The organism is Yersinia rochesterensis (assembly GCF_003600645.1).
GTDB classification, from domain to species: Bacteria; Pseudomonadota; Gammaproteobacteria; order Enterobacterales; family Enterobacteriaceae; genus Yersinia; species Yersinia rochesterensis.
The window spans coordinates 3,213,924-3,236,298 of sequence record NZ_CP032482.1 but is presented as its reverse complement, the minus strand read 5'-3'; the positions used below and the strand labels follow the sequence as shown (position 1 = coordinate 3,236,298).

Genomic DNA, 22,375 nt, shown 5'->3' with positions numbered 1-22,375 from the left:
GCCCGATGTAACAATGGTAATTCATTGTTTTATCGGGCTTGATTGTTTCAGCGCTGCGGGTATTCATAAAGACAAATTTCTTCTAAAAATATGCAGAAAATAGTTAACTATTAGAGCAATCTTAATGAGAACTTAAGGAAAATAAGGTGTTATTGTAGTCCATCCGGGTTTCCGAGGAGTGGCCATGCTAAACACTGTCCGGCGTAATTTTAAAAGTCAGTTTTCATACTTACAGCGTTTTATTGCTTCACCCCGCACGGTGGGGACATTGGCACCTTCTTCGCCTTGGTTATGTCAGGCGATGCTGAACCAGGTAGATTGGAAAAAAAGCCTTAATATCGCTGAGCTAGGGGCGGCTGATGGGGTGCTCACCAAGCGTATTTTGTCGCACATGTCAGAAAGCTCGCGCTTGCAGGCTTACGAAATCCAGCCTCATTTTGTGCATTCTCTGCATCAGATTAATGACTCTCGATTGCAGGTCGCTTTCCGATCCGCCGAACAATTGGATCAAGATTACGATGTGGTGTTTTGCTGTCTGCCACTGTTATCAATCCCGACCAAGATAAGTATCAGGATATTACAGCAGGCCCAGCAGCGTTTACGGGCAAACAAGGGCGTTTTGGTCTTATTCCAATATAGCCATCTTTCCGAGCCTTTATTATCCCGCTATTTCACTTGGAAAAAGATACGCGTGGTGCGTAATTTTCCGCCAGCTTTAGTCTATATTTGCCAGCCCCGTTAAAGGCGTAGTCTTTACCGGGCATTATTACTCAATCCGATTACCGGGGTATTAACTCGTCAAGCGGACGCAACAGTCAGTGCGGTTAGCCGAGCCCAGGCAGTGCAAATGACTCTTAATGGCGATCTGGATTTGAGGGGATAGGCCATCAGATGATCTTTGGTTTCGATTATGAAGATAACCTTATATATCATAGCGATATGATTCGCGGTAAAAAGAACTCAGACTTTGATATCTATCACCCGGTATACGGCTTGATGCCGCCTTCAACCGCCGTCAGTGCTAAAGACAGTGACTAGCGCGAGAACCTGAAAAGTTATAGCTGGTTTATGCAAGGTTCCATTGAGCTGACGGATAAATGGATTGTACTGGCAGGTTTACGTTACGATCGTTTTGATGTGTTCGCGGGTAAAGGCCGGCTTTTCATCAGCAACACTGATAGTTCTGACAGTAAATTAGTTCCCCGTACTGGCTTAGTCTATAAGCTGCCCCCCGAAGTCTCTTTATATGGCAGTTACAGTGAGTCTTTCAAGACTAACTCATCTATCGCCCCCCAAATAGATTTGCTGCCAACGAAGCAAGTCCAATCCTGGGAAGTGGGTAGCAAAGTGGAGTGAGTTAATGGGGTAACGGGGACTTTGGCATTGTTTGATATTGCAAAACGTAATGTCATGGTCAATGAGTTAGTGAATGGTGAAACCATCACCCGCACCACGGGCCGAGTATGTTTGTAGGGGTGAATTAGATGTCACAGGGCAATTGATGGATAGCTTAAGTGCGATTGCCACTTATGTCTATACTGATGCCAGAGTCACGGAAGATCCTGATAATAAAGGTAATTGGATGGTCAATGTGGTGCGTAATAGAGCGTCCATATGCTTGATGCAAGCATTGGAGTCTACAGGTTGGCTGAGCGGTGATGATTTGCGAATGGGGGCGAGAGCACGCTATGTTGGACGGCGTGCTGGTGATGCAGCCGACAGTTTTACTTTAGATGATTACACCGTGGCTGATACCTTTATTTCCTATTCATTAGCGATTAATAATTATCGGGTGAAATAGCGACTCAATGTGAATAACTTTTTTGATAAAACTTATTACCCACCAAGTGGCGGTAATTTACGCGTTGCTGTTGGCGAACCTCGGCAGTTTGTTTTGCGTGCCAGTGTTGATTTCTAATTACGGTTATTACCCGATATAAATTGATGCTGTACATCAGGTGATGGTGCAATATGCTATCTATCATCTGTATCGTTAATTTTACAATGTTGTAAAGTTTGCACTACTCTCAATTATCGGTATGATTTGCACGGCTGAGTGTTATCCAGTTTTACCGGTCAACCAAAGTGGCCGGTTTTTTGATGTCGAGAATTTATCCTCAAAAGTGGATACGAAAGGACTTTCAAGTAATGACACAGACTATCTTTTTGGTCGGCGCGCGCGGTGCAGGTAAAACAACAATAGGGAAAGCGTTGTCGCAGGCGTTGGGATACCGTTTTATCGATACAGATTTATTTATGCAGCAAACTTTGCAATCGAGCGTGGCCGAAATAGTCGCCCGCGAGGGGTGGGATGGTTTCCGCCTGCGAGAAAGCATAGCCCTACAGACCGTAACTGCGCCTAAAACGGTGGTTGCTACTGGAGGAGGCGTGGTGTTATCTCTTGATAACCGTACATTTATGCGCCAACAAGGGGCGGTTATTTATTTGCGAGCATCAGCCAATGTACTGGCAGAACGTCTGGCGGAAGATCCAGAGGATGCCCAACGGCCAAGTCTGACGGGTAAGCCAATAGTTGAGGAAATGCGGGATGTCCTGGCCAGTCGGGAGCCGTTATATCAGGAGGTTGCTCACCATGTGCTAGATGCTACTCAATCCCCTGAAGAGGTCGTTGAACATATTTTGCAGATTTTGGCCAATGAAAAGGTGAAGTTGTCAGACGGCCCAATAGGCCTTTAACTAAATTTGTAAAATTTGCTATTTCTAACTTATAGCAAGAATTGCCCGCCTATCTGATTGCCTGTTAATTATACGAAGCGTACAATTATCACCTGCGTAATCATTTCGACGTAAATTATTTGCGTCAATTAATGCCACTTAAGGCAAGGCCACCAAGGCGGGCCGATGAAAACCTTCAAATCGTTTATCCAGCAACATACCAATTTTATGCCAGCATTCTGGTCAATATTGATTGTTGTTTTTGAAACTTCGCTGGCGCTGTACATTCTACGCAATCTCTAATATTTCTTCATTTTCGACTTATCAACTTTCACCTTGTGCGGTGAAGGGATTTGTCGCTTCCTGCATTTTAGCCGAATAGCGACTTTTTACCGGTGGAGATAGGGCCGACGGAGGCAAAATTGTATGCTTTATCCGCAACCATAGCAGTGAATTCGGTTATGATCGCATTTCCTCATAATAATCAGTGACAGAACATTTATAGTGACCCTAATATGAAAGCTCAATCTTGATTAAGACGCGGGTGCAAAACTATGCTGAAATTTAATGAGTATTTTACCGGGAAAGTGAAATCTATTGGTTTTGACAGTGACAGTATTGGGCCAGCTAGTGTTGGGGTGATGGAAAAGGGCGAGTACACTTTCAGTACAGCGAAAGCGGAAGAAATGACAGTGATTACCGGTAGCTTAAAAGTGCTGATTCCTGGCTCATCAGGCTGGGAAGTTTTCAAACCAGGTGAGACTTTCTATATCCCAGCGGAAAGTGAGTTTAACTTGCAAGTTGCTGAAGCATCTTCATATTTGTGTAAATATTTGAGCTAGTTTACTCATCGACCTTGCCCTCTCAAATATGGAGAGGGCGATATTTTTCGTTATCAATGCCAGCCAATATTAGTGCTGAGCTTCGCCACCCAAGGCTTCAATCAGATTTTTAATCAGAGCAGCCAACTCGCTGGTCATCAGAATAAAATCGGCATCAAAACGTTGTGCAAAATCTTCCCGATCGATATCTTCATTCTGCTCACGCAGGGTGTCAGAGAATTTTAGGCGTTTCAGCGAGCCGTCATCGGACAGAACTAGCTGAACACGCTCTTGCCAGTCCAGGGCCAACTTAGTGACTAGCTTACCGGCTTCAATATGCACCGCAATTTCATCACTGAATAAATCCTGTTTCTTACAGCGAATCACGCCGCCATCTTCCAAAATGGCTTTCAGTTCAGCTTCATCCATCAGTGCAAAGCCAGCAGGTAATTCTTTGCTACGAACCCACTCAGTTAAGGTCAGCTCAATCGGATTTTCTAATGTCAGTGGCACCACCGGCAAGGAACCTAAGCTTTTTCGTAGCAATGCCAGGGTATCTTCAGCGCGTTTTGCACTGGCGGCATCGACCATAATCAAATCATTGACGGTATCAATCCACAAGAAGGTTTGGTTAAAGCGACTGAATGCACGTGGCAATAAACTGTGCAGAACTTCATCTTTTAATGAGTCTTTTTCAGTTTTTTTCAGTTTGCGATGTTGTTCACCTTCGAGGCGTTCAATTTTGGCTTGTAACTCTTGTTTAATCACCGGCGATGGCAATATTTTCTCTTCTTTTCGCGCACAAATGACGATTTGACCATTAACCGTATGGGTTAATGCATCGCTATGTGAACCCATCGGTGATACCCAACCGGTTTTTGCCATATCCTGACTGCCGCAGGGGGTGAAACTGAGGGCGCTTAACTGTTTCTCCATTTCATCCGCAGATAGAGAAACTTCCCGGCTTAAACGGTAAACCATTAAATTCTTAAACCACAACATAGTGTTATCCCTGGCTCGGGCGCGCTTTAAGCGCGCGAGTTAATCAGACGCAGTGCGGCATGATAACGAATTGACGCGCCTGTCCCTAGTAAAAAGAATAAGAAAAAAACAGAGCCAGCTCGCAATTTGTATAACCCTATTCCTCTTTGCTGGGATTCAATCACCATCAAATACCCAATAGTGAGTGACAAATATTGTGGCGTTACAGCGCACGGTCACAAACTGTAAGAATAAGGTTTTTATTATTGTCATTGTCTTGGTATATCGAAGGATGTTTATCGTTAAAATCAGTTGCCATAAACAACAAACAATCTTGTCGATGAGGTAAGGCGCTATGCGCATTGGTATAGATCTGGGTGGTACCAAAATAGAAGTCATTGCTTTAGCCAATAATGGGCAGGAGCTTTTCCGTAAACGGGTTTCTACCCCGCGCCATGATTATCAAAAAACTTTGCAGGCGATCGCGGCGTTAGTCTCTGATGCAGAAGAAGCTACTGGGGAGCAGGGCAGTGTTGGTGTGGGTATCCCGGGCACGCTATCTCCTTTCACTGGCAAGGTAAAAAATGCCAATTCTGTTTGGCTAAATGGACAAGAGTTAGATAAAGACTTGTCAACGTTACTCTCCCGTCAGGTGCATCTGGCTAATGATGCCAACTGTTTTGCTGTTTCTGAAGCAACTGATGGCGCGGGAGCCGGAAAGCACCTGGTATTCGGGGTCATTATTGGGACTGGTTGTGGCTCAGGTGTTGCCATTAACGGGTGTGTACATGCTGGCGGTAATGGTATTGCCGGTGAATGGGGACATAATCCGCTACCCTGGCAAGATGATGAAGAGCGGCAGTATCAGCAGGAAGTTGCTTGTTATTGCGGGAAAAAAGGCTGTATTGAGACTTTTGTTTCCGGCACTGGCTTTGCCACTGATTATTTTCGTTTGAGCGGGCAGCCGCTCAAGGGGCATGAAATCATGGAGTTGGTTGAACAAGGTGATGTGCTGGCTGAACAGGTAATGGTTAACTACGAGCGACGTTTGGCTAAGTCATTAGCTCATGTCATTAACCTGTTTGACCCTGATATCATCGTGTTAGGCGGGGGAATGAGTAATGTTGACCGCCTGTATAAAACATTACCTACCTTAATCAGCCCTTGGGTATTTGGTGGCGAGTGCGAAACCCCAATCCGTAAAGCTTTGCATGGGGATTCTAGTGGGGTGCGGGGTGCCGCCTGGTTGTGGCCTACCCTTCGGCCTTGACGCTACAGCGTTGTTAGCAGCGCTCATGCACCCGAATCACTTACTTGAGTAAGCTCATCGGGATTTACTCACTTGCCGCCTAGCTGTAACGCCAATGACTTTGGGTAATAACATTCGGCCTTGACGCAACAGCGTTGTTAGCCGCGCTCATGCACCCGAATCACTTGCTTGAGTAAGCTCATCGGGATTTATTCACTTGCCGCCTAGCTGTAACGCCAATGACTTTGGGTAATAACATTCGGCCTTGACGCTACAGCGTTGTTAGCAGCGCTCATGCACCCGAATCACTTACTTGAGTAAGCTCATCGGGATTTACTCACTTGCCGCCTAGCTGTAACGCCAATGACTTTGGGTAATAACTTCGGCCTTGACGCTACAGCGTTGTTAGCAGCGCTCATGCACCTCATTCTGGACGGCCTATATTCAGTCTTGATTGACTCGGAAGATATTATCTAACCGGCTAACCCCCAATCCATTGACTTTTTTAACTTTAATTTGCACCGGGATTCTGTCTTTCATTGCCTCAACATGGCTGATAACACCAATGGTTTTACCAGATGCATTCAGGCTATCAAGGGCATCGAGCGCAGTATCCAGTGTTTCTGCGTCCAGCGTGCCAAATCCTTCATCGAGGAACAGTGAGTCAATACTGGTTTTGTGGCTGACCAGATCTGATAGCGCCAAAGCCAGCGCTAAACTCACCAGGAAGCTTTCGCCCCCTGACAATGTGCGAGTGTCACGCATAGCATCCGCTTGCCAAGTATCCACCACTAGCAGCTCCAGAGCATCACTGGTTTTACGCTGTAATTGGTAGCGTCCATGCAGCCGACTGAGCTGATTATTTGCCAGATAAACTAAATGGTCGAGGGTTAAACCTTGTGCAAATTTGCGGAATTTATCACCCTCTTTGGAGCCTATTAAATGATTGAGATAGCTCCAGTCATCATATTGCTGCTGGCTATGTTCAATTTGCTCAAACAGCGCATGTTGGTTGCTACGCCGAACAGTGTCGCTTTCTAACTGATTGCGTAATTCGCCTTGCTGTAATGTATTGGTTTTTAGTTGGGTGAGTAATTGCTCTGACCGCTGTTGTAATACAACCAATTCAGATGCTTGGCTGACCCCCACTGGGCAGGATTGTATAAGTTGATCCATTGCCTCACTGGCTTGCTGCTGGCGGATGTGTGCTTGTTGTTGCCGCTCGCTCAATTGTTGTTTCAATTGTTGCAAACGTTGCCTTTCCTCTTCACTCAGCAGAGCGGCGGTTAAGGCGGCCTCATCGTCGAATTCACTGCTTGTCAGTGTTTGTTGTAATTCCGCTTGAGCCGCCGCCGCGCGCTGCTGATATTGGTGCTGTTGCTGTTCCAGACCTGCGAGCTCACCAGAGAGTAAATTAAGTTGAGATTGCGCTTGTTGCAGGGTTTGTGCTGCATTTTGCAGCGCCTGCTCCGTTTGTTGCTGTTGTTGGCGTAATAACTGACGTACCTCAATAACATTGCCGTCACCAAACAGAGCCTGGCGCTGTTGCTTTTGTTGTTGTAACAGGGCTTCAGTTTGTTGATGTTGTTGAGTCAGCAGAGATAATTGTTCTCGGCATTCTTGTAAATGGTGACGCTCATTTTCAATCTGCGTTTCCAGTGCTTTTTGCCCCAGAGCCAGCTGTTGTTGTTCTTGCTGATATTGGTGCCAGCGTTGATTCTCTTCTTCCCGTGATGAAAGCCAACTTTGTTGTTGATCTGCTTCAGGCAATGAGAGTGATAGCTCAGCCAGAGCATGGCTGAAGTTTTGATGCACTTTTGCTAACTCAGCGAGTTGATGCTGATGATGTGTAAGCAATTTTTGCTGGGATTCTTGCGTATCTTGTTGGCGTTGAGCAATTAATGCCAATTGCTGTTGATGTTTTTGTTGCTGCTGTTCTGCTTGAGTCAGAATATCTTTGGCCTGTTGATATTGCTGATTCAGCTGCTCATATTCAGCCAGTTTTAGCTGACAGCTTTGCTCTGATTGTTCCTGTTGCTCGAGCCAGATTATTAAGGCTGCCGGTTCATTTAAAGCAAAGCTCAGGGCTAATGGCTGGGTCAGTGTTTGCCATTGCTGTTGGTAATCTGCCAACTGCTGATTGCTGTGCTGTAACTCTTGTTCCAGATGTTTGAGCTGCTGAAGCAAGCTTTGAGTCTGGGCATTGAGTTCGGAACCCTCAGTTGATAGCCGCTCAACCTGTGGGCGCTGTTCCTCAACACGGATAGCTGTCTCTGAGGGCTTTACCGCCTGATACTTCGTAATGGCCGGGTGATCCAATGCACCACATAGCGGGCATGCTTCTCCCGGTTGCAGTTTGGTTCTTTCTGCCTCTAAGCTGACTATGTGTTTTTCGCGTTCCAGCAAAGTTTCCAGAGTCGTCAGATGTTGTTTTTGTTGTTTATATAACTGACGTTTCTCGGCCAATTGCTGCTCGAGTAGTATGAGTTGTTGTTGCTGGCTGACTGCTTGCTGTTGTTGTTTATCATGCTGCGCCTGAACTTGCTGCACCAATGGTGATAATGCCGCTAATTGTTGCCGCACTGGCCGTTGTTGCTGGAGTTCGAACAGTTGTTGGCGTAGCTGCGCCGAGGGTTGCAGTTGCTCAAGTGCGGTCAATTGTTGCTGAATGCTACTTGTCTGTAAGTGGGCTTGCACTAATGCCGCTTGCTGCTGTTTATCTTGTTTATTCAGTGTGTCTATTTGCTGCTGTAAGGTCGTGATTAATGCAACCTGTTGCTGTAACTGCTGCTCACTGTCAATCGCTTGTTGTTGCTGTATGTGTAATTGACGGAACTGTTCACGCCATAAAGGCAAGTTCTTTTCCCAGTGCTGATGGTGGGCATATTGCTGGCTGTACTCAGTCAGTTGTTGTAGGCGCTGCTGGGTTTGCTTTAGCTGCTGTTCGTTCAGCTCAAGCTGCTGTTTGCCTTGCTGCTCTTTAGTTTGTAACTGTTGTAATTGCGTGCCAAGCAGCATTAATGAGTGTTGGTGCTGAGCAATAAGATTATCTAGCGGAACGACCTTTTGCTCGATCAGTGTTTCTTGTTCATGCTGCTGGGCGGCTTGTTGTTGGCGAGCAAGATTGGCTTGCTCCAGCGCCTGAGTCAGTGGTGTGAGTTGCGTCTGAAGTTGTTGCTGTTGCCCGGTTAATGTAGTGATGCGCAGTTGTATTTGTTGCAAATCCTGTAGGCTGCGCGAGCGCTCGCGCAACAGGGGGCGCAGCTTTTCTGCCGGCTCACTGCGGGCCAACCGTTGCAGTTCGGGCTGCGCCTGTTGATATTCTTGCTCAATAAGCTTCTGTTGTTGTTGATATTCCAATGCATTTTTTTGCTGCTGCTGCCAACTGGTGAGCCAATTTATTTGGTTTTGATTCACCCGCTGTTCTGAGGAAAGCTGCTTTTCTTGTTCTTCGAGCGAGTTTAATTGTTTTGCCAGGGCTAAACGCTGCTCTTCATTTAGCAGTTCAATACCATTGGCGCGTTGGTGCAATGCGTCCAGCGCAGTCTTGGCCAACTTATGTTGTTCAAATACATGTTCAGATAGCCGCCCATAGATGTCGGTGCCGGTTAATTCTTCCAATAATTCAGCACGGTCATTGGCATCGGCATTGAGAAAAGCGGCAAATTGCCCCTGCGACAGCATCATGGATTTAGTAAAACGACCAAAATCTAGCCCGGTGATTGCCGCCACCATATCCAGTTTATCGCGCACTTTATCGGCCAGAATTTTGCCATTCTCGCACAGTGCCAGCTCAACTTTGGGGGCTTGCAGATTCCCTTCCGGGCTATTTTTAGCACGGCGCTGACTCCAAAATGCCCGATAACGCGTGCCTTTTACCTCAAATTCAACTTCAGCTAGCGACTCCGCAGTATGGCGGGTCATCAGCTCATTTTGGCCCGGTGAGACAGTCAAACGCGGAGTTTGGTGGTATAGCGCGAGACAAATAGCATCGAGGAGGGTGGTTTTACCGGCGCCTGTCGGGCCGGTGATTGCGAATAACCCATTGCTGGCAAAAGGCTCGGCAGTGAAATCAATCTTCCATTCGCCCTGTAGAGAATTAATGTTTTTCAGACGCAGGCTCAAAATTCTCATGCTGGTTGCTCCTCTGCGGCATCTTTACCTTGCGATATATCCTCAACCACCTGATTGAACATTTGGCGCATGCGTTCCTGACGAGGTTCGGCTAAATCCGCCTCCAGCGCCAGCCGGCGTTCAAATACATCAGTGACACTCAACTCATTGAGTGTTTCCTTTTCCTGCCGCTCAATGCTGTTATGACGCAGTTCTTTACTGCGGCGCAATAATACCACTTCCACCGGAAGTTCTGCGGCTAGTGCTTGAATTCGCCTTTGAATATCAGTGAGATAGTCTTTTGTGGCGACTTCAATATCCAGCCATACCGGTAACCCCTGATGGCCAGAAAATGCAGCCAGCTGTTGCTCTATTTGTGTTAAATCGCCTTTGATTAACTGCATCGGCTGAAATTGTGGGATGAATAGCGGGGTCACTGATGCTAATGCTTGCTGGGCAAACTCCACCAAATAAACACTTTTCTCTTTGCTCAATTCATCAAAACTCAAGGCAATTGGCGAGCCGCTGTAGCGAATATGCTCGGTTTTAGCGACTTGCTGAGCACGGTGAATATGGCCCAGAGCAATATAATCCGCCGGGGGGAAAGCTTGGGCTGGGAAAGCGTCTAATGTGCCGATGTAAATATCTCGAACCGAGTCTGTGGTGGTAACCCCCACCGTGGTTAAATGCCCAGTGGCAATAATAGGTAAGGGCAGGCCAAGCTCAGCGCGCAACTCAACGGCCCGCTGATAGAGCGCTTGATAGTGGGCCGCAATGGCTTCTTGTAATGCCAGTTGCTTTTGTCCGCCGGATTCGCCAGCCTGACTGGTGACTAAATCGCGTGGGCGCAAAAAGGGGATGGCGCACAGTATGGCCGCAGGTTGCTCCTGACGGTTTTTCAAAATAATAACTTGCTGGGCTAAATCACTGCTGGCGCAGGATATGACCGTGGTATTCAGATAAGAAAGCAAACCCCGAGATTCATTCAGCGTTGAGACTGAATCATGATTCCCCCCCAAAACAATTAACTGGCAATTTGTTGATTGAAGCTCGACCACGAAGCGATTATACAGCTCACGGGCATAGCTGGGTGGGGAGCCAGTATCAAAGATATCACCGGCTATAATCAGCGCATCTACCTGATTTTCTTTGATCTGTTCAATGAGCCAGTGCAGAAATGCTTGATGTTCAGCCGCACGGCTTTTGGTGAAGAAATGCTGGCCTAAATGCCAATCAGAGGTATGAATAATGCGCATAAATCTCCCGCTAGGGCAGGTTGTTTTCCAAAGATATTGGCGCTGATTATAAACACTGCCCGCCGGATGTCGCGGCTAAAAAAATAGTGTGAATGAAATCTCCGAGACGCTTCGCAAACTTGAGTACTGCATTTTGCAATTATCATAAAATTTATCACTATGCTTATTGCTTGCAAGAGCGCGATGTTTTTCATAAAAATGTCACAAAACTGACGCATAATGGCTCCCGAAATCAAATAGTGACCACTAACTTACTGGCAGGGTTGATGATGGCAAGACGCATACTGGTAGTGGAGGATGAAGCTCCAATCCGTGAGATGGTGTGCTTTGTGTTGGAACAAAATGGCTACCAACCGTTAGAAGCCGAGGATTATGACAGCGCAGTAACTCGATTATCTGAGCCTTACCCTGATTTAGTGTTGCTGGATTGGATGTTACCAGGGGGGTCGGGGATTCAGTTTATTAAGCATATGAAACGCGAAGCATTGACCCGAGATATTCCCGTGATGATGCTGACCGCCCGTGGTGAAGAAGAAGACAGAGTTCGCGGTTTAGAAGTGGGCGCTGATGATTATATTACCAAGCCTTTTTCACCCAAAGAGCTGGTGGCGCGGATTAAAGCAGTCATGCGCCGGATATCGCCAATGGCGGTGGAAGAAGTGATTGAAATGCAAGGACTGAGTCTTGACCCCTCTTCACATCGGGTTATGGCCAATGAGCAAGCACTGGATATGGGGCCGACCGAGTTTAAATTATTGCATTTCTTTATGACCCATCCAGAGCGAGTTTATAGCCGTGAACAGTTGCTTAATTATGTCTGGGGCACTAACGTTTATGTAGAAGATCGCACCGTTGACGTACATATTCGTCGGCTACGCAAGGCGCTTGAAACTGATGGCCATGACAAAATGGTACAAACTGTCCGGGGAACCGGGTACCGCTTCTCAACGCGCTACTGAGTTTTCAGTGCCGGAGAATTCGTTGTGTTAGAACGTTTATCATGGAAAACGCTGGCTTTAGAGCTGGCTCTTTTTTGTTTGCCCGCATTACTGCTAGGTGCCTTTATCGGGTATCTTCCTTGGCTATTACTCGTCTCAGTGGTTGCGGCGCTGGTCTGGAATTTCTATAACCAACTCAAATTATCTCACTGGCTGTGGTTAGACCGCAGCATGACTCCGCCTTCAGGGCGTTGGAGTTGGGAACCTTTATTTTATGGCTTATATCAGATGCAACTGCGAAATCGGCGGCGGCGGCGTGAATTAGCCTTACTTATCAAACGGTTCCGCAGTGGCGCTGAATCTTTACCCGATGCTGTGGTGATGACCACCATTGACGGCAATATTTTCTGGTGTAACGGTCTGGCTCAGCAATTACTGGGGTTCCGCTGGCCGGAAGATAATGGTCAGCATATTCTCAACTTGCTGCGTTATCCCGAATTCAGCCAGTATTTACAGCAGCAAGAATTTTCCCGCCCACTCACCTTGCAACTCAATAATGGCTATTACGTTGAGTTCCGGGTAATGCCTTATTCAGAAGGGCAATTATTGATGGTGGCCCGTGATGTTACCCAAATGCGTCAGTTAGAAGGGGCGCGGCGTAATTTCTTTGCTAATGTCAGCCACGAACTGCGCACCCCCCTGACGGTGTTACAGGGGTATCTGGAAATGATGCACGACCAAGAATTGGCGGGGCCATTGCGGGATAAAGCACTGGGAACGATGCAGGAACAGACCAAGAGAATGGATGGGTTGGTCAAACAATTATTGACGTTGTCGCGCATTGAAGCCGCTCCTAATGTAGATCTGAATGAGCAGGTTGATATTCCACGAATGCTGAAGATATTACAGCATGAAGTGCAAGCGCTGAGTGGTGGGCGTCATGAAATTACTTTCCGGGTTAATGATCAACTGAAAGTATTTGGTAACGAAGACCAACTGCGCAGCGCGGTGTCTAATCTGGTCTATAACGCCGTCAATCACACGCCTGATGGCACTAAAATTGAAGTGTGTTGGCAGAAAACTGCGCAAGGCGCACAATTTCAGGTGAGTGACAATGGGCCGGGAATTAGCCCTGAGCATGTGCCGCGCCTCACTGAGCGCTTCTATCGGGTGGATAAGGCCCGCTCTCGGCAAACCGGGGGCAGTGGATTAGGGCTGGCAATTGTGAAGCATGCTCTGAGCCACCATGACGCACGTTTGGATGTCATGAGTGAAGTCGGTTTGGGGACGAGATTTATTTTTACCTTGCCGAATCGATTGATTGTTCCGACGGTTTTAACCGAGAATGCAGTCAAATCCTAAGACTGCATGGACATCAAGCTGATGAGATGGGGAAAACTGGCGCTGTTGCATGCCCTGTTCGGGTTTAGCTACGGCGTTTTAGCACAATCTGTAGCGGTTTCACCTGCTACAGAGATTCAATCGCCAAAACCACATACCCTATCCGGCAATCTTTCCAGTGTCGGCTCAGACACCTTAGCGAACTTGATGTCTTTATGGGCAGATGATTTTAATCATCATTATCCCGGCGTTAATTTGCAAATACAGGCGGCAGGTTCTTCTACTGCTCCTGCAGCATTGGCGGCAGGGGCGACTCAACTCGGCCCGATGAGCCGCCCAATGAAAGCGGCTGAAATCGCCGCATTCACCCAGCGTTATGGCTATCCGCCGCTTGCTGTCCCTGTGGCAGTGGATGCCTTAGTGGTTTTTGTCCATCAGGATAATCCACTGAGTAAAATCACTTTATCTCAGCTTGATGCTGTTTTTTCGCAAAATCGCCTTTGTGGAGAATCTCATCCGATCCAGCGCTTTGGTGAACTGGGCCTGAAAGGGCCGTGGGCGGAGCGCACTTTACAGCGCTATAGCCGAAATTCAGCTTCAGGAACCTATGGTTTCTTCAAGCAGCGAGTGCTTTGCGATGGTGATTTTACGAACAATATCAATGAATTGCCTGGTTCTGCTTCTGTGGTGCAAGCTGTCGCCGGTTCATTAAATGGAATGGGTTATGCCAGTATTGGTTTTCGCAACAGCGGTGTTAAACCCCTGTTACTGTCGGCGGATGGTCAGGATTATGTGATGCCGACGGCCGAGAATGTCAAAGCTGGCCGCTATCCCTTGTCGCGCTATCTGTATATTTATATCAATAAAGTACCGGGCCAGCCGCTAGAACCGCTGACTGCCGCCTTTCTTGAGCGCGTTTTATCGCCAGAGGGGCAAAAGCGCGTGACCCATGACGGTTATTTACCCTTGCCGCCAGATGTCCTGAATCACACTCGAAAAGATCTGGGTTTCGCCGATTAAATTAGCTGGGTTTGTTTGAGTGTATCGGCCATAAATTGTTAACGGTTGGATATAAATGATACAAATCATATGGTGTGTATTTCTATAAATCTGGCACGATTAACTAGTTTGTATAAATTGTATAGATGAAGACTCTGCTTTTGTGATCCTGACTTGCCTTTCTCCGCTATAAACGGTCTACTTACCGCCGTTGTTGGCCTATTCCACCTGCAAATAACTCCAAAAACACTGCATACTGACGAAATAGATTGCTTATTAACCGCCGGAGTTTGCGTTTATCAGAGCTTTGTGTCGTTTCGATCACGTAGGAAAGACCACAACTCAAGGACTTTTTCTTTTGATCATTTAACTAGGCAACGCACATCACTATGAGTCATCGTTTATCATCTAAAGATATTATTGCATTAGGTTTTATGACCTTTGCCTTATTTGTTGGAGCTGGCAACATCATCTTCCCGCCGATGGTCGGTTTACAGTCGGGTGAACATGTGTGGTGGGCCGCTCTGGGCTTCTTGATTACCGCGGTTGGATTGCCGGTCATTACCGTCATCGCGCTGGCTCGAGTGGGCGGAGGGATTGATGCTCTGAGTTCTCCCATTGGCCGCGGTGCTGGTTTGGTGCTGGCGACCGTCTGCTATCTGGCCGTTGGCCCTCTGTTTGCTACTCCGCGTACTGCCACTGTTTCCTTCGAAGTGGGTATCGCGCCTTTAACCGGTGATGGCCCGTTGCCGCTGTTTATTTACAGTGTGGTTTACTTCGCATTGGTTATTGGGATTTCTTTGTATCCAGGGCGTTTGCTCGATACGGTCGGGCATATTCTGGCCCCACTGAAAATTTTAGCGCTGGCTATTTTGGGTATTGCGGCTTTGATTTGGCCCGCCGGCCCATTGATTCCCGCTACTGATGCTTATCAGAATGCCGCCTTCTCTTCTGGTTTCGTTAATGGCTATCTGACTATGGATACCTTGGGCGCGTTGGTGTTCGGTATCGTCATCGTCAATGCTGCCCGGTCACGAGGTGTGGTTTCTGCTGGATTACTGACGCGCTATACCATTTGGGCGGGTTTGATTGCCGGTGTCGGGTTGACGTTGGTCTACCTGAGCTTGTTTAAGCTGGGTTCAAGTAGTGGTGCTTTGGTACCCGATGCCCAAAATGGGGCGGTGGTATTGCATGCCTATGTTCAGCACACCTTTGGTGGTTTGGGCAGCGTGTTCCTGGCTGCATTAATTTTCATCGCCTGTATAGTGACCGCTGTGGGCCTGACCTGCGCCTGTGCTGAATTCTTTGCTCAGTACTTGCCGCTGTCATATCGCGCATTGGTGTTTATCCTCGGTATCTTCTCAATGATGGTGTCGAATCTGGGGCTAAGCCATCTGATTCAGATTTCCATTCCAGTGCTGACTGCAATTTATCCACCCTGCATTGTATTGGTGTTGATGAGTTTCACTTTGCGCTGGTGGCATAATGCTTCCCGTATTGTGGCTCCGGTGATGTTGGTCAGCTTGCTGTTCGGTATCCTTGATGCGGTAAAAGCCTCGACTTTTGCACATTACCTACCGGAATGGACTCAAAATCTGCCGTTAGCTGAGCAAGGTCTGGCATGGTTGTCGCCATCCCTACTGGTATTCATCGTCATTGGGTTGTACGATCGCCTGTGCTGTCGCCAGGAAATTGCTGCTAAGCAATAACGGCACGGTCATCGGATATTTTTAGCCACGGCTCATCCCCGTGGCTTTTTGCTGAAAAAAGACGGGATAAAGTTCATGGAATTACCAGTCAAAAATAAGCTGAAACGCGGCCTGACGACACGCCACATCCGCTTTATGGCATTGGGGTCAGCAATAGGTACCGGCTTATTCTATGGTTCGGCTGATGCAATAAGAATGGCGGGGCCAAGCGTATTATTGGCATACCTGATTGGTGGCGTGGTGGCATTTATCATCATGCGGGCCTTGGGCGAGATGTCAGTCAATAATCCGCAAGCCAGTTCTTTCTCACGTTATGCACAAGATTACCTTGGGCCAATGGCGGGCTATATCACCGGCTGGACTTATTGTTTTGAGATTCTGATTGTTGCGATTGCTGATGTGACCGCATTCGGTATCTATATGGGGGTCTGGTTCCCGGATGTGCCTCATTGGATATGGGTGCTAAGTGTTGTCCTCATCATTGGTGCCGTCAATATGATGAGTGTTAAGGTGTTCGGCGAACTGGAGTTCTGGTTCTCATTCTTCAAAGTTGCCACCATCATCATCATGATTTTAGCGGGTATTGGTATCATTGTTTGGGGTATTGGTAATGGCGGGCAGCCGACCGGTATTCATAACTTATGGACTAACGGCGGCTTCTTCAGCAACGGTTTTGTCGGCATGATTCTGTCATTGCAACTGGTGATGTTTGCTTATGGTGGGATTGAGATTATCGGTATTACTGCCGGTGAAGCAGAAGACCCGAAAAAGTCTATTCCGAAAGCCATCAACTCAGTGCCATGGCGTATTTTGATGTTCTACGTCGGCACCTTGTTTGTCATCATGTCTATTTACCCGTGGAACCAAGTCGGCACTAACGGCAGTCCGTTTGTCCTGACTTTCCAGCACATGGGGATTACGGTTGCTGCTGGGATTCTGAACTTTGTGGTGATTACCGCCTCATTATCAGCCATTAACAGTGATGTGTTCGGGGTGGGCCGTATGCTTAACGGAATGGCCGAGCAGGGCCACGCGCCGAAAGCTTTTGCTGCCATTTCTAAACGCGGAGTGCCGTGGGTCACGGTGTTAGTAATGATGGGGGCGATGCTAACGGCGGTCTATCTCAACTACATTATGCCGGAAAATGTGTTCCTGGTGATTGCTTCGCTCGCGACTTTTGCGACTGTTTGGGTGTGGATTATGATCCTGTTCTCCCAAATTGGTTTCCGCCGCTCGTTGAGCAAAGAAAAGATTAAGGCGCTGGATTTCCCGCTGCGTGGTGGCACCTTTACTTCGGTGGTGGCTATCATTTTCTTGGTGTTTATCATTGGGCTGATTGGTTGGTTCCCAGCAACGCGCATCTCATTGTATGTCGGGCTGGTGTGGATTGTCCTGTTGCTGGTGGGATATTACTTTAAGGTCAGCTATCAGAAGAAGAAAGCGGCGGCGCTGAAAACCGCTGAGTAACATTGAATCAATATCGAGTATCAAGCCGGGAAATGTCCCGGCTTTTTTATTTTTAAAATGATATTTTTCATTTGGCTCTCTCCGCCCCCGCCCTCATCCTCAATATTTATGCTGATAGATGAGGGATAAATATTCACAACATGGCATTGTTGATACCGATTTATTTATACAGGTGATTTATATATACAGGTGAATGTGTCGCGGCGTTAATGTCTGCACCAGATAGCCTTAACAGCAAGCGTTTTGGTTAAAGCAGGAGAATTTTATGCTTAGTGGTTGGCATTTACCGGTCGCGCCTTTTGTCCGTCAGCGCGGCGATGCATTACATATCACACTGTGGTTACATGGAGAGTGGCTACAAGGTGATAATTTACCGGCACAGGTTTTCTTACGCTGTGAGCCAGATAATGAAGAATGGCTACTCAGTATGAAGGGCGAACTGATCAATGGTTTCTGGCGTTATCGCGCGAAATTACCGTTACATGAAGGCCAGCCCGCGCGGCGTTATTGCTTCAAACTGTTGTGGAATGATGACCAACTGTGGTTCGGCCCATTAGGATTTTCAGTCGTTCCTCCGGCGCAATTGGCTCAGTTTGCTATTGAGTTACCCGATAGCGGCCCAGACTGGGTGGCCGACCAGATTTTTTATCAAATCTTCCCCGACAGGTTTGCCAGCAGCCAGGGTGAGCATGGGGTGCAAAATGGCAGTTATATTCATCATGCCGCCGGCCATCCGGTAGCACGCCGTGACTGGCAACAGCCACTGGATGATGTGAATGCCGCCTCGACATTCTACGGCGGTGATTTAGCCGGTATCAGCCAAAAACTCCCCTATTTACAACAATTAGGGGTGACCGCGCTCTATCTCAACCCGATTTTCACCGCGCCCAGTGTGCATAAATACGATACGCAAGATTATTATCAGGTTGATCCCTACTTGGGCGGCGAGAGCGCATTTCTACAACTACGCAGCGCCACTCGCGATGCCGGTATCAAATTGGTGCTCGACGGCGTGTTTAACCATACCGGGGATTCCCACCATTGGTTTGATCGCCATCAGCAAGGGGAAAATGGCGCTTGTCATCACCCCGACTCACCTTATCGGGGCTGGTTTAATTTCTTCCCCGATGGGCGGGCACTGGATTGGAAAGGCCATGCCAGCTTACTAAAACTTAACTTCGCTAATGAAGATGTTGTTAATCAAATTTATCGCGCCGAAGACAGTGTGGTGCGCCATTGGTTGAAGCCGCCTTACAGTATCGACGGCTGGCGGCTGGATGTGGTGCATATGCTGGGAGAAGAGGGCGGCGCGAAAGGGAATTTACACCATTTGGCGGGGATTTATCAGGCGGCGAAAGAGGAAAATCCTCAAGCTTATATTCTGGGCGAACACTTTGGCGATGCACGAAATTGGTTACATGCCGGAGTGGAAGACGCGGCAATGAATTATATGGGATTTGCTTTGCCGGTACGCAGCTTCCTGGCGGGCTGTGATGTTGCCTATCATCCCATAAAACTCAGCGCCGAGGATTGTGCCTATTGGATGGATGAATATCGTGCCGGATTGCCTCATGGTCATCAGCTGCGTTCATTTAATCAATTGGATAGCCATGATACCGCCCGTTTTATCACTTTGCTGAATGGCGATAAAACGCGAATGCAAATGGCGCTAATATGGTTATTTAGCTGGATTGGTGTGCCGTGCTTGTTTTATGGCGATGAAATCGGCTTGGATGGTGGTAATGACCCATTCTGCCGTAAACCTTTCCCTTGGGATGAGGCGCAGTGGGATAGCGATCTGCTGAAATTATGTCAGCGCATGGCGGCCTTACGGCACAAGAGTTTGGCATTGCGGCGCGGCGGTTGTCAGGTTATTCACGCCAATGGCGATTCTCTGGTCTTTATTCGCAGTTATCAGCGCGAACGGGTGATGGTCGCCATACAACGCAATCATGCTAGTGATGTCTTCCTGCCGGTTTCTCCTTTACTGAATGTTACGCAATGGCAACGTTTGGAGGGGGCGTCCGAGCTGAATATCACTGACGCGGGCATCAATCTGCAATTGTCTGGCGAGAATGTCACATTGTGGCGTGGTCAATCTTAGTTATTAGCCATAGTGAGTGCTAACTTAAGAGTTGGCCCTGCAGGATAAAGATATTAAAAGCGGCTAAGCGCCGCTTTTTCTTTGGGTGAGATATGATGTATATGACGGGTATAGACAGTTGTCAGGTAAATCCACCAAAGGGAAAATATGATGAGCACAACTAAAAGACAGGCATTGATTATCGGGGCCTCTCGGGGCTTGGGTCTGGGGTTGGCTGATGAGCTTAACCGTCGAGGATGGTCAGTGACGGCGACGACTCGCGGTGTAGCAAAAGATAGCGCTGCACATGCGGCCCATTGGTTAACATTGGATATTAACCAGCCTGAAAGTATTAAAGCCTTTTTACCACAGGTGCAGGGGCAGGTCTTTGATCTGATATTTATTAATGCCGGTATCTCTGGGCCGAAACATCAATCAGCGGTTGATGCCAAACCGGAGGAGATCCTCGAATTATTCCAAACCAATGCGATTTCACCGATTCGTATTGCCCAGCACCTGCTGGCACAGCGTAATCCAAACCGCAGTGTCTTAGCCTTTATGTCTTCGCAGTTAGGGAGTCTTGGGCATAATGCTTCCGGCCATAAGCCTTTGTATTCAGCTAGTAAAGCAGCATTGAATATGATGACGCGCAATTTGGTTGCTGAGGTAGCCGACCCGTCACTGACGGTATTATCCATTCATCCGGGTTGGGTAAAAACGGATATGGGTGGGGATGCTGCGCCACTGACGATTGCGACCAGTGTGAAGGGGGTTGTCGACCAAATTGAGCGCGCTTCCGGTAAGGGCGGTCACGGCTTTATTGATTATCAAGGGCATACATTGCCGTGGTGACATAAATAAACCAGTAAATTCCCCCGTCGATATATTGATGGGGGATGAATAGCATTGGTAATCAATCGCTATCAGTAGCCGATGGCCGCACCCGCAGGGCGGCGAACATCATTAGCCCCATACAGATAGCCCTCGCGGACTTTCCCTGAGACCGCAGAATCATTACCCGAGTTAGTAGGGCTGACGCCCTCAACTCCCGCTAAACCAACCAAAATTAGCTCCGCAGCGCCCCATGGATTCTGCTCGACCATTTTATATCCCATATTTTTCAGTAGATTAAGGCTATCTGCGGACACACCACGCTGTTCATAATAGACTTCATCAGGTAACCACTGATGATGAATACGAGGCGCATCCACGGCCTCTTGTGGTGCCATACCGTGGTCAATGACGTTCAATGCAGTTTGCAAGGTAATGGTGATAATCCGCGAGCCACCCGGTGAGCCTAAGACCATAAATGTCTTACCGTCTTTGGTCACTAATGTCGGGCTCATAGACGATAGTGGGCGCTTACCGGGGGCGATAGAGTTGGTGGCTCCCTGAACCAAACCATACAGATTTTGCTCACCGACTTTGACGGTAAAATCATCCATTTCATCATTCAGGAAAAAGCCTGTGCCGGGTGCAATCACTACCGCGCCAAAGCGGCCATTCACGGTGTAGGTAGTGGAGACGGCATTGCCATCATGATCGACAATGGAATAATGCGTTGTTTCAGGTTTTTCATGCGGTTGCATGCCCGGCTGAACTTCTACTGATGGCGTGGCCTTGTTGGCGACGATTTGTTTACGAATATCAGCGGCATAACTTTTACTCAACAGGCGATCAGTCGGGTTCTTAACAAACTCGGGATCACCGAGGAAAGTATTGCGATCCATATAGGCATGGCGCATAGCTTCTGTCAGTGTATGGATGTAAGCAGCAGAGTTAAAACCCATACTCTTCAGGTCATAGCCCTCAAGGACATTTAAAGTTTCGCACAAGGTCACGCCGCCGGAGCTAGGTGGAGGGGACGACACGAATTTATAGCCACGATAGCTACAGGTAATAGGGGCGGTTTCTGTGATTTTATAATTGGCAAAATCGGCAGCAGTCAAAATACCCCCGCCTTTTTTAGCTGCGGCTTCAACGGCTTGCGGTATTTTCCCCTGATAGAAAGCATCTGGCCCTTTCTCCGAGATAGCCGTCAGAGTATCAGCCAGATCAGCTTGAATCAGGCGGTCACCCGGTTGTAGAGCTTCACCGTCTTTTCGTAGGAAAATACGAGCCGATTCAGGATCTTGACGGAAGTGCTTAACCGTTGTGTCCAAAATATCAGTATCGGCGCGGGTCAATACAAATCCTTCCCGTGCCAGTTTGATTGCCGGAGCCATGACCTGTTGGCGAGTTAATTTGCCGTATTTCTTCTGTGCGCTGTCCATTCCCAAGACTGTGCCGGGCACGCCCGCGGCCAGATAGCCATACAGACTGGCATCTTTAGTGACTTTACCCTCTTTATCCAAATACATATCGGCGCTGGCGGCGGCAGGGGCGGTTTCACGGAAGTTTATGAATGTATCCGTCCCATCCGCGAGGTGAATGGTCATAAAACCGCCACCGCCAATATTGCCACAGCAAGGGTTCACTACCGCCTGGGCATAACCCACGGCCACCGCAGCATCAATGGCATTCCCACCCATTTTTAAGATGTCAGTCCCAACCTGTGAAGCCAGATACTGGGATGTCACCACCATGCCATTTTTCGCTTCCACTGCGGGTGTTGAGGCCGCATGCAATGCTCCACTGACCAGTAAAGCCAATGCAGCCAAGGGTTTGTTCCATTTTTTCAAATGCATTCTGACTCCTGTTATTTCCTGCCCGCCAGGGGTTACCCGGTCATTTTTGTCTGGC

Annotated in this window: 15 protein-coding genes and 1 pseudogene; 12 read left to right on the top strand and 4 right to left on the bottom strand. The window is 47.9% G+C overall.

Translation table 11 applies throughout. The features are described from left to right. The first annotated feature begins 184 nt into the window (after positions 1-184). The 4 genes and pseudogenes from DXZ79_RS15070 (at position 185) to ppnP (ending at position 3,518) form a co-directional block, all read left to right on the top strand. The gene (locus DXZ79_RS15070) at positions 185-742 is read left to right on the top strand and encodes a class I SAM-dependent methyltransferase (RefSeq protein ID WP_120011414.1); all 558 of its coding nucleotides are present in this window, start codon (positions 185-187) and stop codon (positions 740-742) included. A 15-nt stretch (positions 743-757) separates the two neighbouring features. Further along, a pseudogene (locus DXZ79_RS21210) lies at positions 758-1,918 on the top strand (TonB-dependent siderophore receptor); the annotation flags it as partial. Between the two features lie 230 nt (positions 1,919-2,148). Then, entirely contained in the window at positions 2,149-2,697 is a 549-nt protein-coding gene (gene aroL, locus DXZ79_RS15060) for a shikimate kinase AroL (protein ID WP_038631434.1), read from the top strand. A 533-nt stretch (positions 2,698-3,230) separates the two neighbouring features. Further along, positions 3,231-3,518 (top strand): pyrimidine/purine nucleoside phosphorylase, encoded by a 288-nt coding sequence (ppnP, locus tag DXZ79_RS15055; RefSeq protein ID WP_004392282.1) that lies wholly within the window; start codon positions 3,231-3,233, stop codon positions 3,516-3,518. A 69-nt stretch (positions 3,519-3,587) separates the two neighbouring features. Here the strand turns inward: ppnP and rdgC are convergent, their stop codons facing one another. Beyond that, positions 3,588-4,499 carry a recombination-associated protein RdgC gene (rdgC, locus tag DXZ79_RS15050; RefSeq protein WP_004392281.1) on the bottom strand — a complete coding sequence of 304 codons (912 nt, stop codon included), beginning with the start codon at positions 4,497-4,499 and terminating at the stop codon, positions 3,588-3,590. Between the two features lie 334 nt (positions 4,500-4,833). Between rdgC and mak the strand changes: the two genes are divergently transcribed. Beyond that, on the top strand, positions 4,834-5,748 hold the full coding sequence (mak, locus tag DXZ79_RS15045; protein WP_038631436.1) for a fructokinase: 915 nt from the start codon (positions 4,834-4,836) through the stop codon (positions 5,746-5,748). A gap of 423 nt (positions 5,749-6,171) precedes the next feature. On the opposite strand, the gene DXZ79_RS15040 is transcribed toward mak, so the two are convergent. Next, positions 6,172-9,861, bottom strand: coding sequence for an AAA family ATPase (locus DXZ79_RS15040; protein WP_120011413.1), 3,690 nt, complete (start codon positions 9,859-9,861; stop codon positions 6,172-6,174). Next, positions 9,858-11,096, bottom strand: coding sequence for an exonuclease subunit SbcD (gene sbcD / locus DXZ79_RS15035; RefSeq protein ID WP_038631440.1), 1,239 nt, complete (start codon positions 11,094-11,096; stop codon positions 9,858-9,860). The genes DXZ79_RS15040 and sbcD overlap by 4 nt, the downstream gene beginning before the upstream one ends. Before the next feature lie 269 nt (positions 11,097-11,365). Here sbcD and phoB point away from each other — a divergent pair, with 269 nt between their 5' ends. From phoB to DXZ79_RS15000, 7 genes are all read left to right on the top strand, one after another. Further along, on the top strand, positions 11,366-12,055 hold the full coding sequence (gene phoB / locus DXZ79_RS15030) for a phosphate response regulator transcription factor PhoB (protein ID WP_038639373.1): 690 nt from the start codon (positions 11,366-11,368) through the stop codon (positions 12,053-12,055). Positions 12,056-12,079: 24 nt separating this feature from the next. After that, positions 12,080-13,396, top strand: a complete 1,317-nt coding sequence (phoR, locus tag DXZ79_RS15025) for a phosphate regulon sensor histidine kinase PhoR (RefSeq protein WP_038631442.1) — start codon at positions 12,080-12,082, stop codon at positions 13,394-13,396. Between the two features lie 21 nt (positions 13,397-13,417). Next, positions 13,418-14,395: a PstS family phosphate ABC transporter substrate-binding protein gene (locus DXZ79_RS15020; RefSeq protein ID WP_120011412.1), complete on the top strand. Its 978-nt coding sequence runs from the start codon at positions 13,418-13,420 to the stop codon at positions 14,393-14,395. A gap of 368 nt (positions 14,396-14,763) precedes the next feature. Beyond that, positions 14,764-16,083: a branched-chain amino acid transport system II carrier protein gene (gene brnQ / locus DXZ79_RS15015; protein ID WP_038631446.1), complete on the top strand. Its 1,320-nt coding sequence runs from the start codon at positions 14,764-14,766 to the stop codon at positions 16,081-16,083. A gap of 75 nt (positions 16,084-16,158) precedes the next feature. Continuing rightward, a complete protein-coding gene (gene proY / locus DXZ79_RS15010) occupies positions 16,159-17,550 on the top strand; it encodes a proline-specific permease ProY (RefSeq protein ID WP_038631448.1) in 1,392 nt (463 codons plus the stop codon). A 265-nt stretch (positions 17,551-17,815) separates the two neighbouring features. Next, complete coding sequence (malZ, locus tag DXZ79_RS15005; protein ID WP_038631450.1) at positions 17,816-19,654, top strand: maltodextrin glucosidase; 1,839 nt, start codon at positions 17,816-17,818, stop codon at positions 19,652-19,654. A gap of 150 nt (positions 19,655-19,804) precedes the next feature. Further along, complete coding sequence (locus DXZ79_RS15000; RefSeq protein WP_038631452.1) at positions 19,805-20,485, top strand: SDR family oxidoreductase; 681 nt, start codon at positions 19,805-19,807, stop codon at positions 20,483-20,485. Positions 20,486-20,556: 71 nt separating this feature from the next. Here the strand turns inward: DXZ79_RS15000 and ggt are convergent, their stop codons facing one another. After that, positions 20,557-22,320, bottom strand: coding sequence for a gamma-glutamyltransferase (ggt, locus tag DXZ79_RS14995; RefSeq protein WP_120011411.1), 1,764 nt, complete (start codon positions 22,318-22,320; stop codon positions 20,557-20,559). Positions 22,321-22,375: the final 55 nt, after the last annotated feature.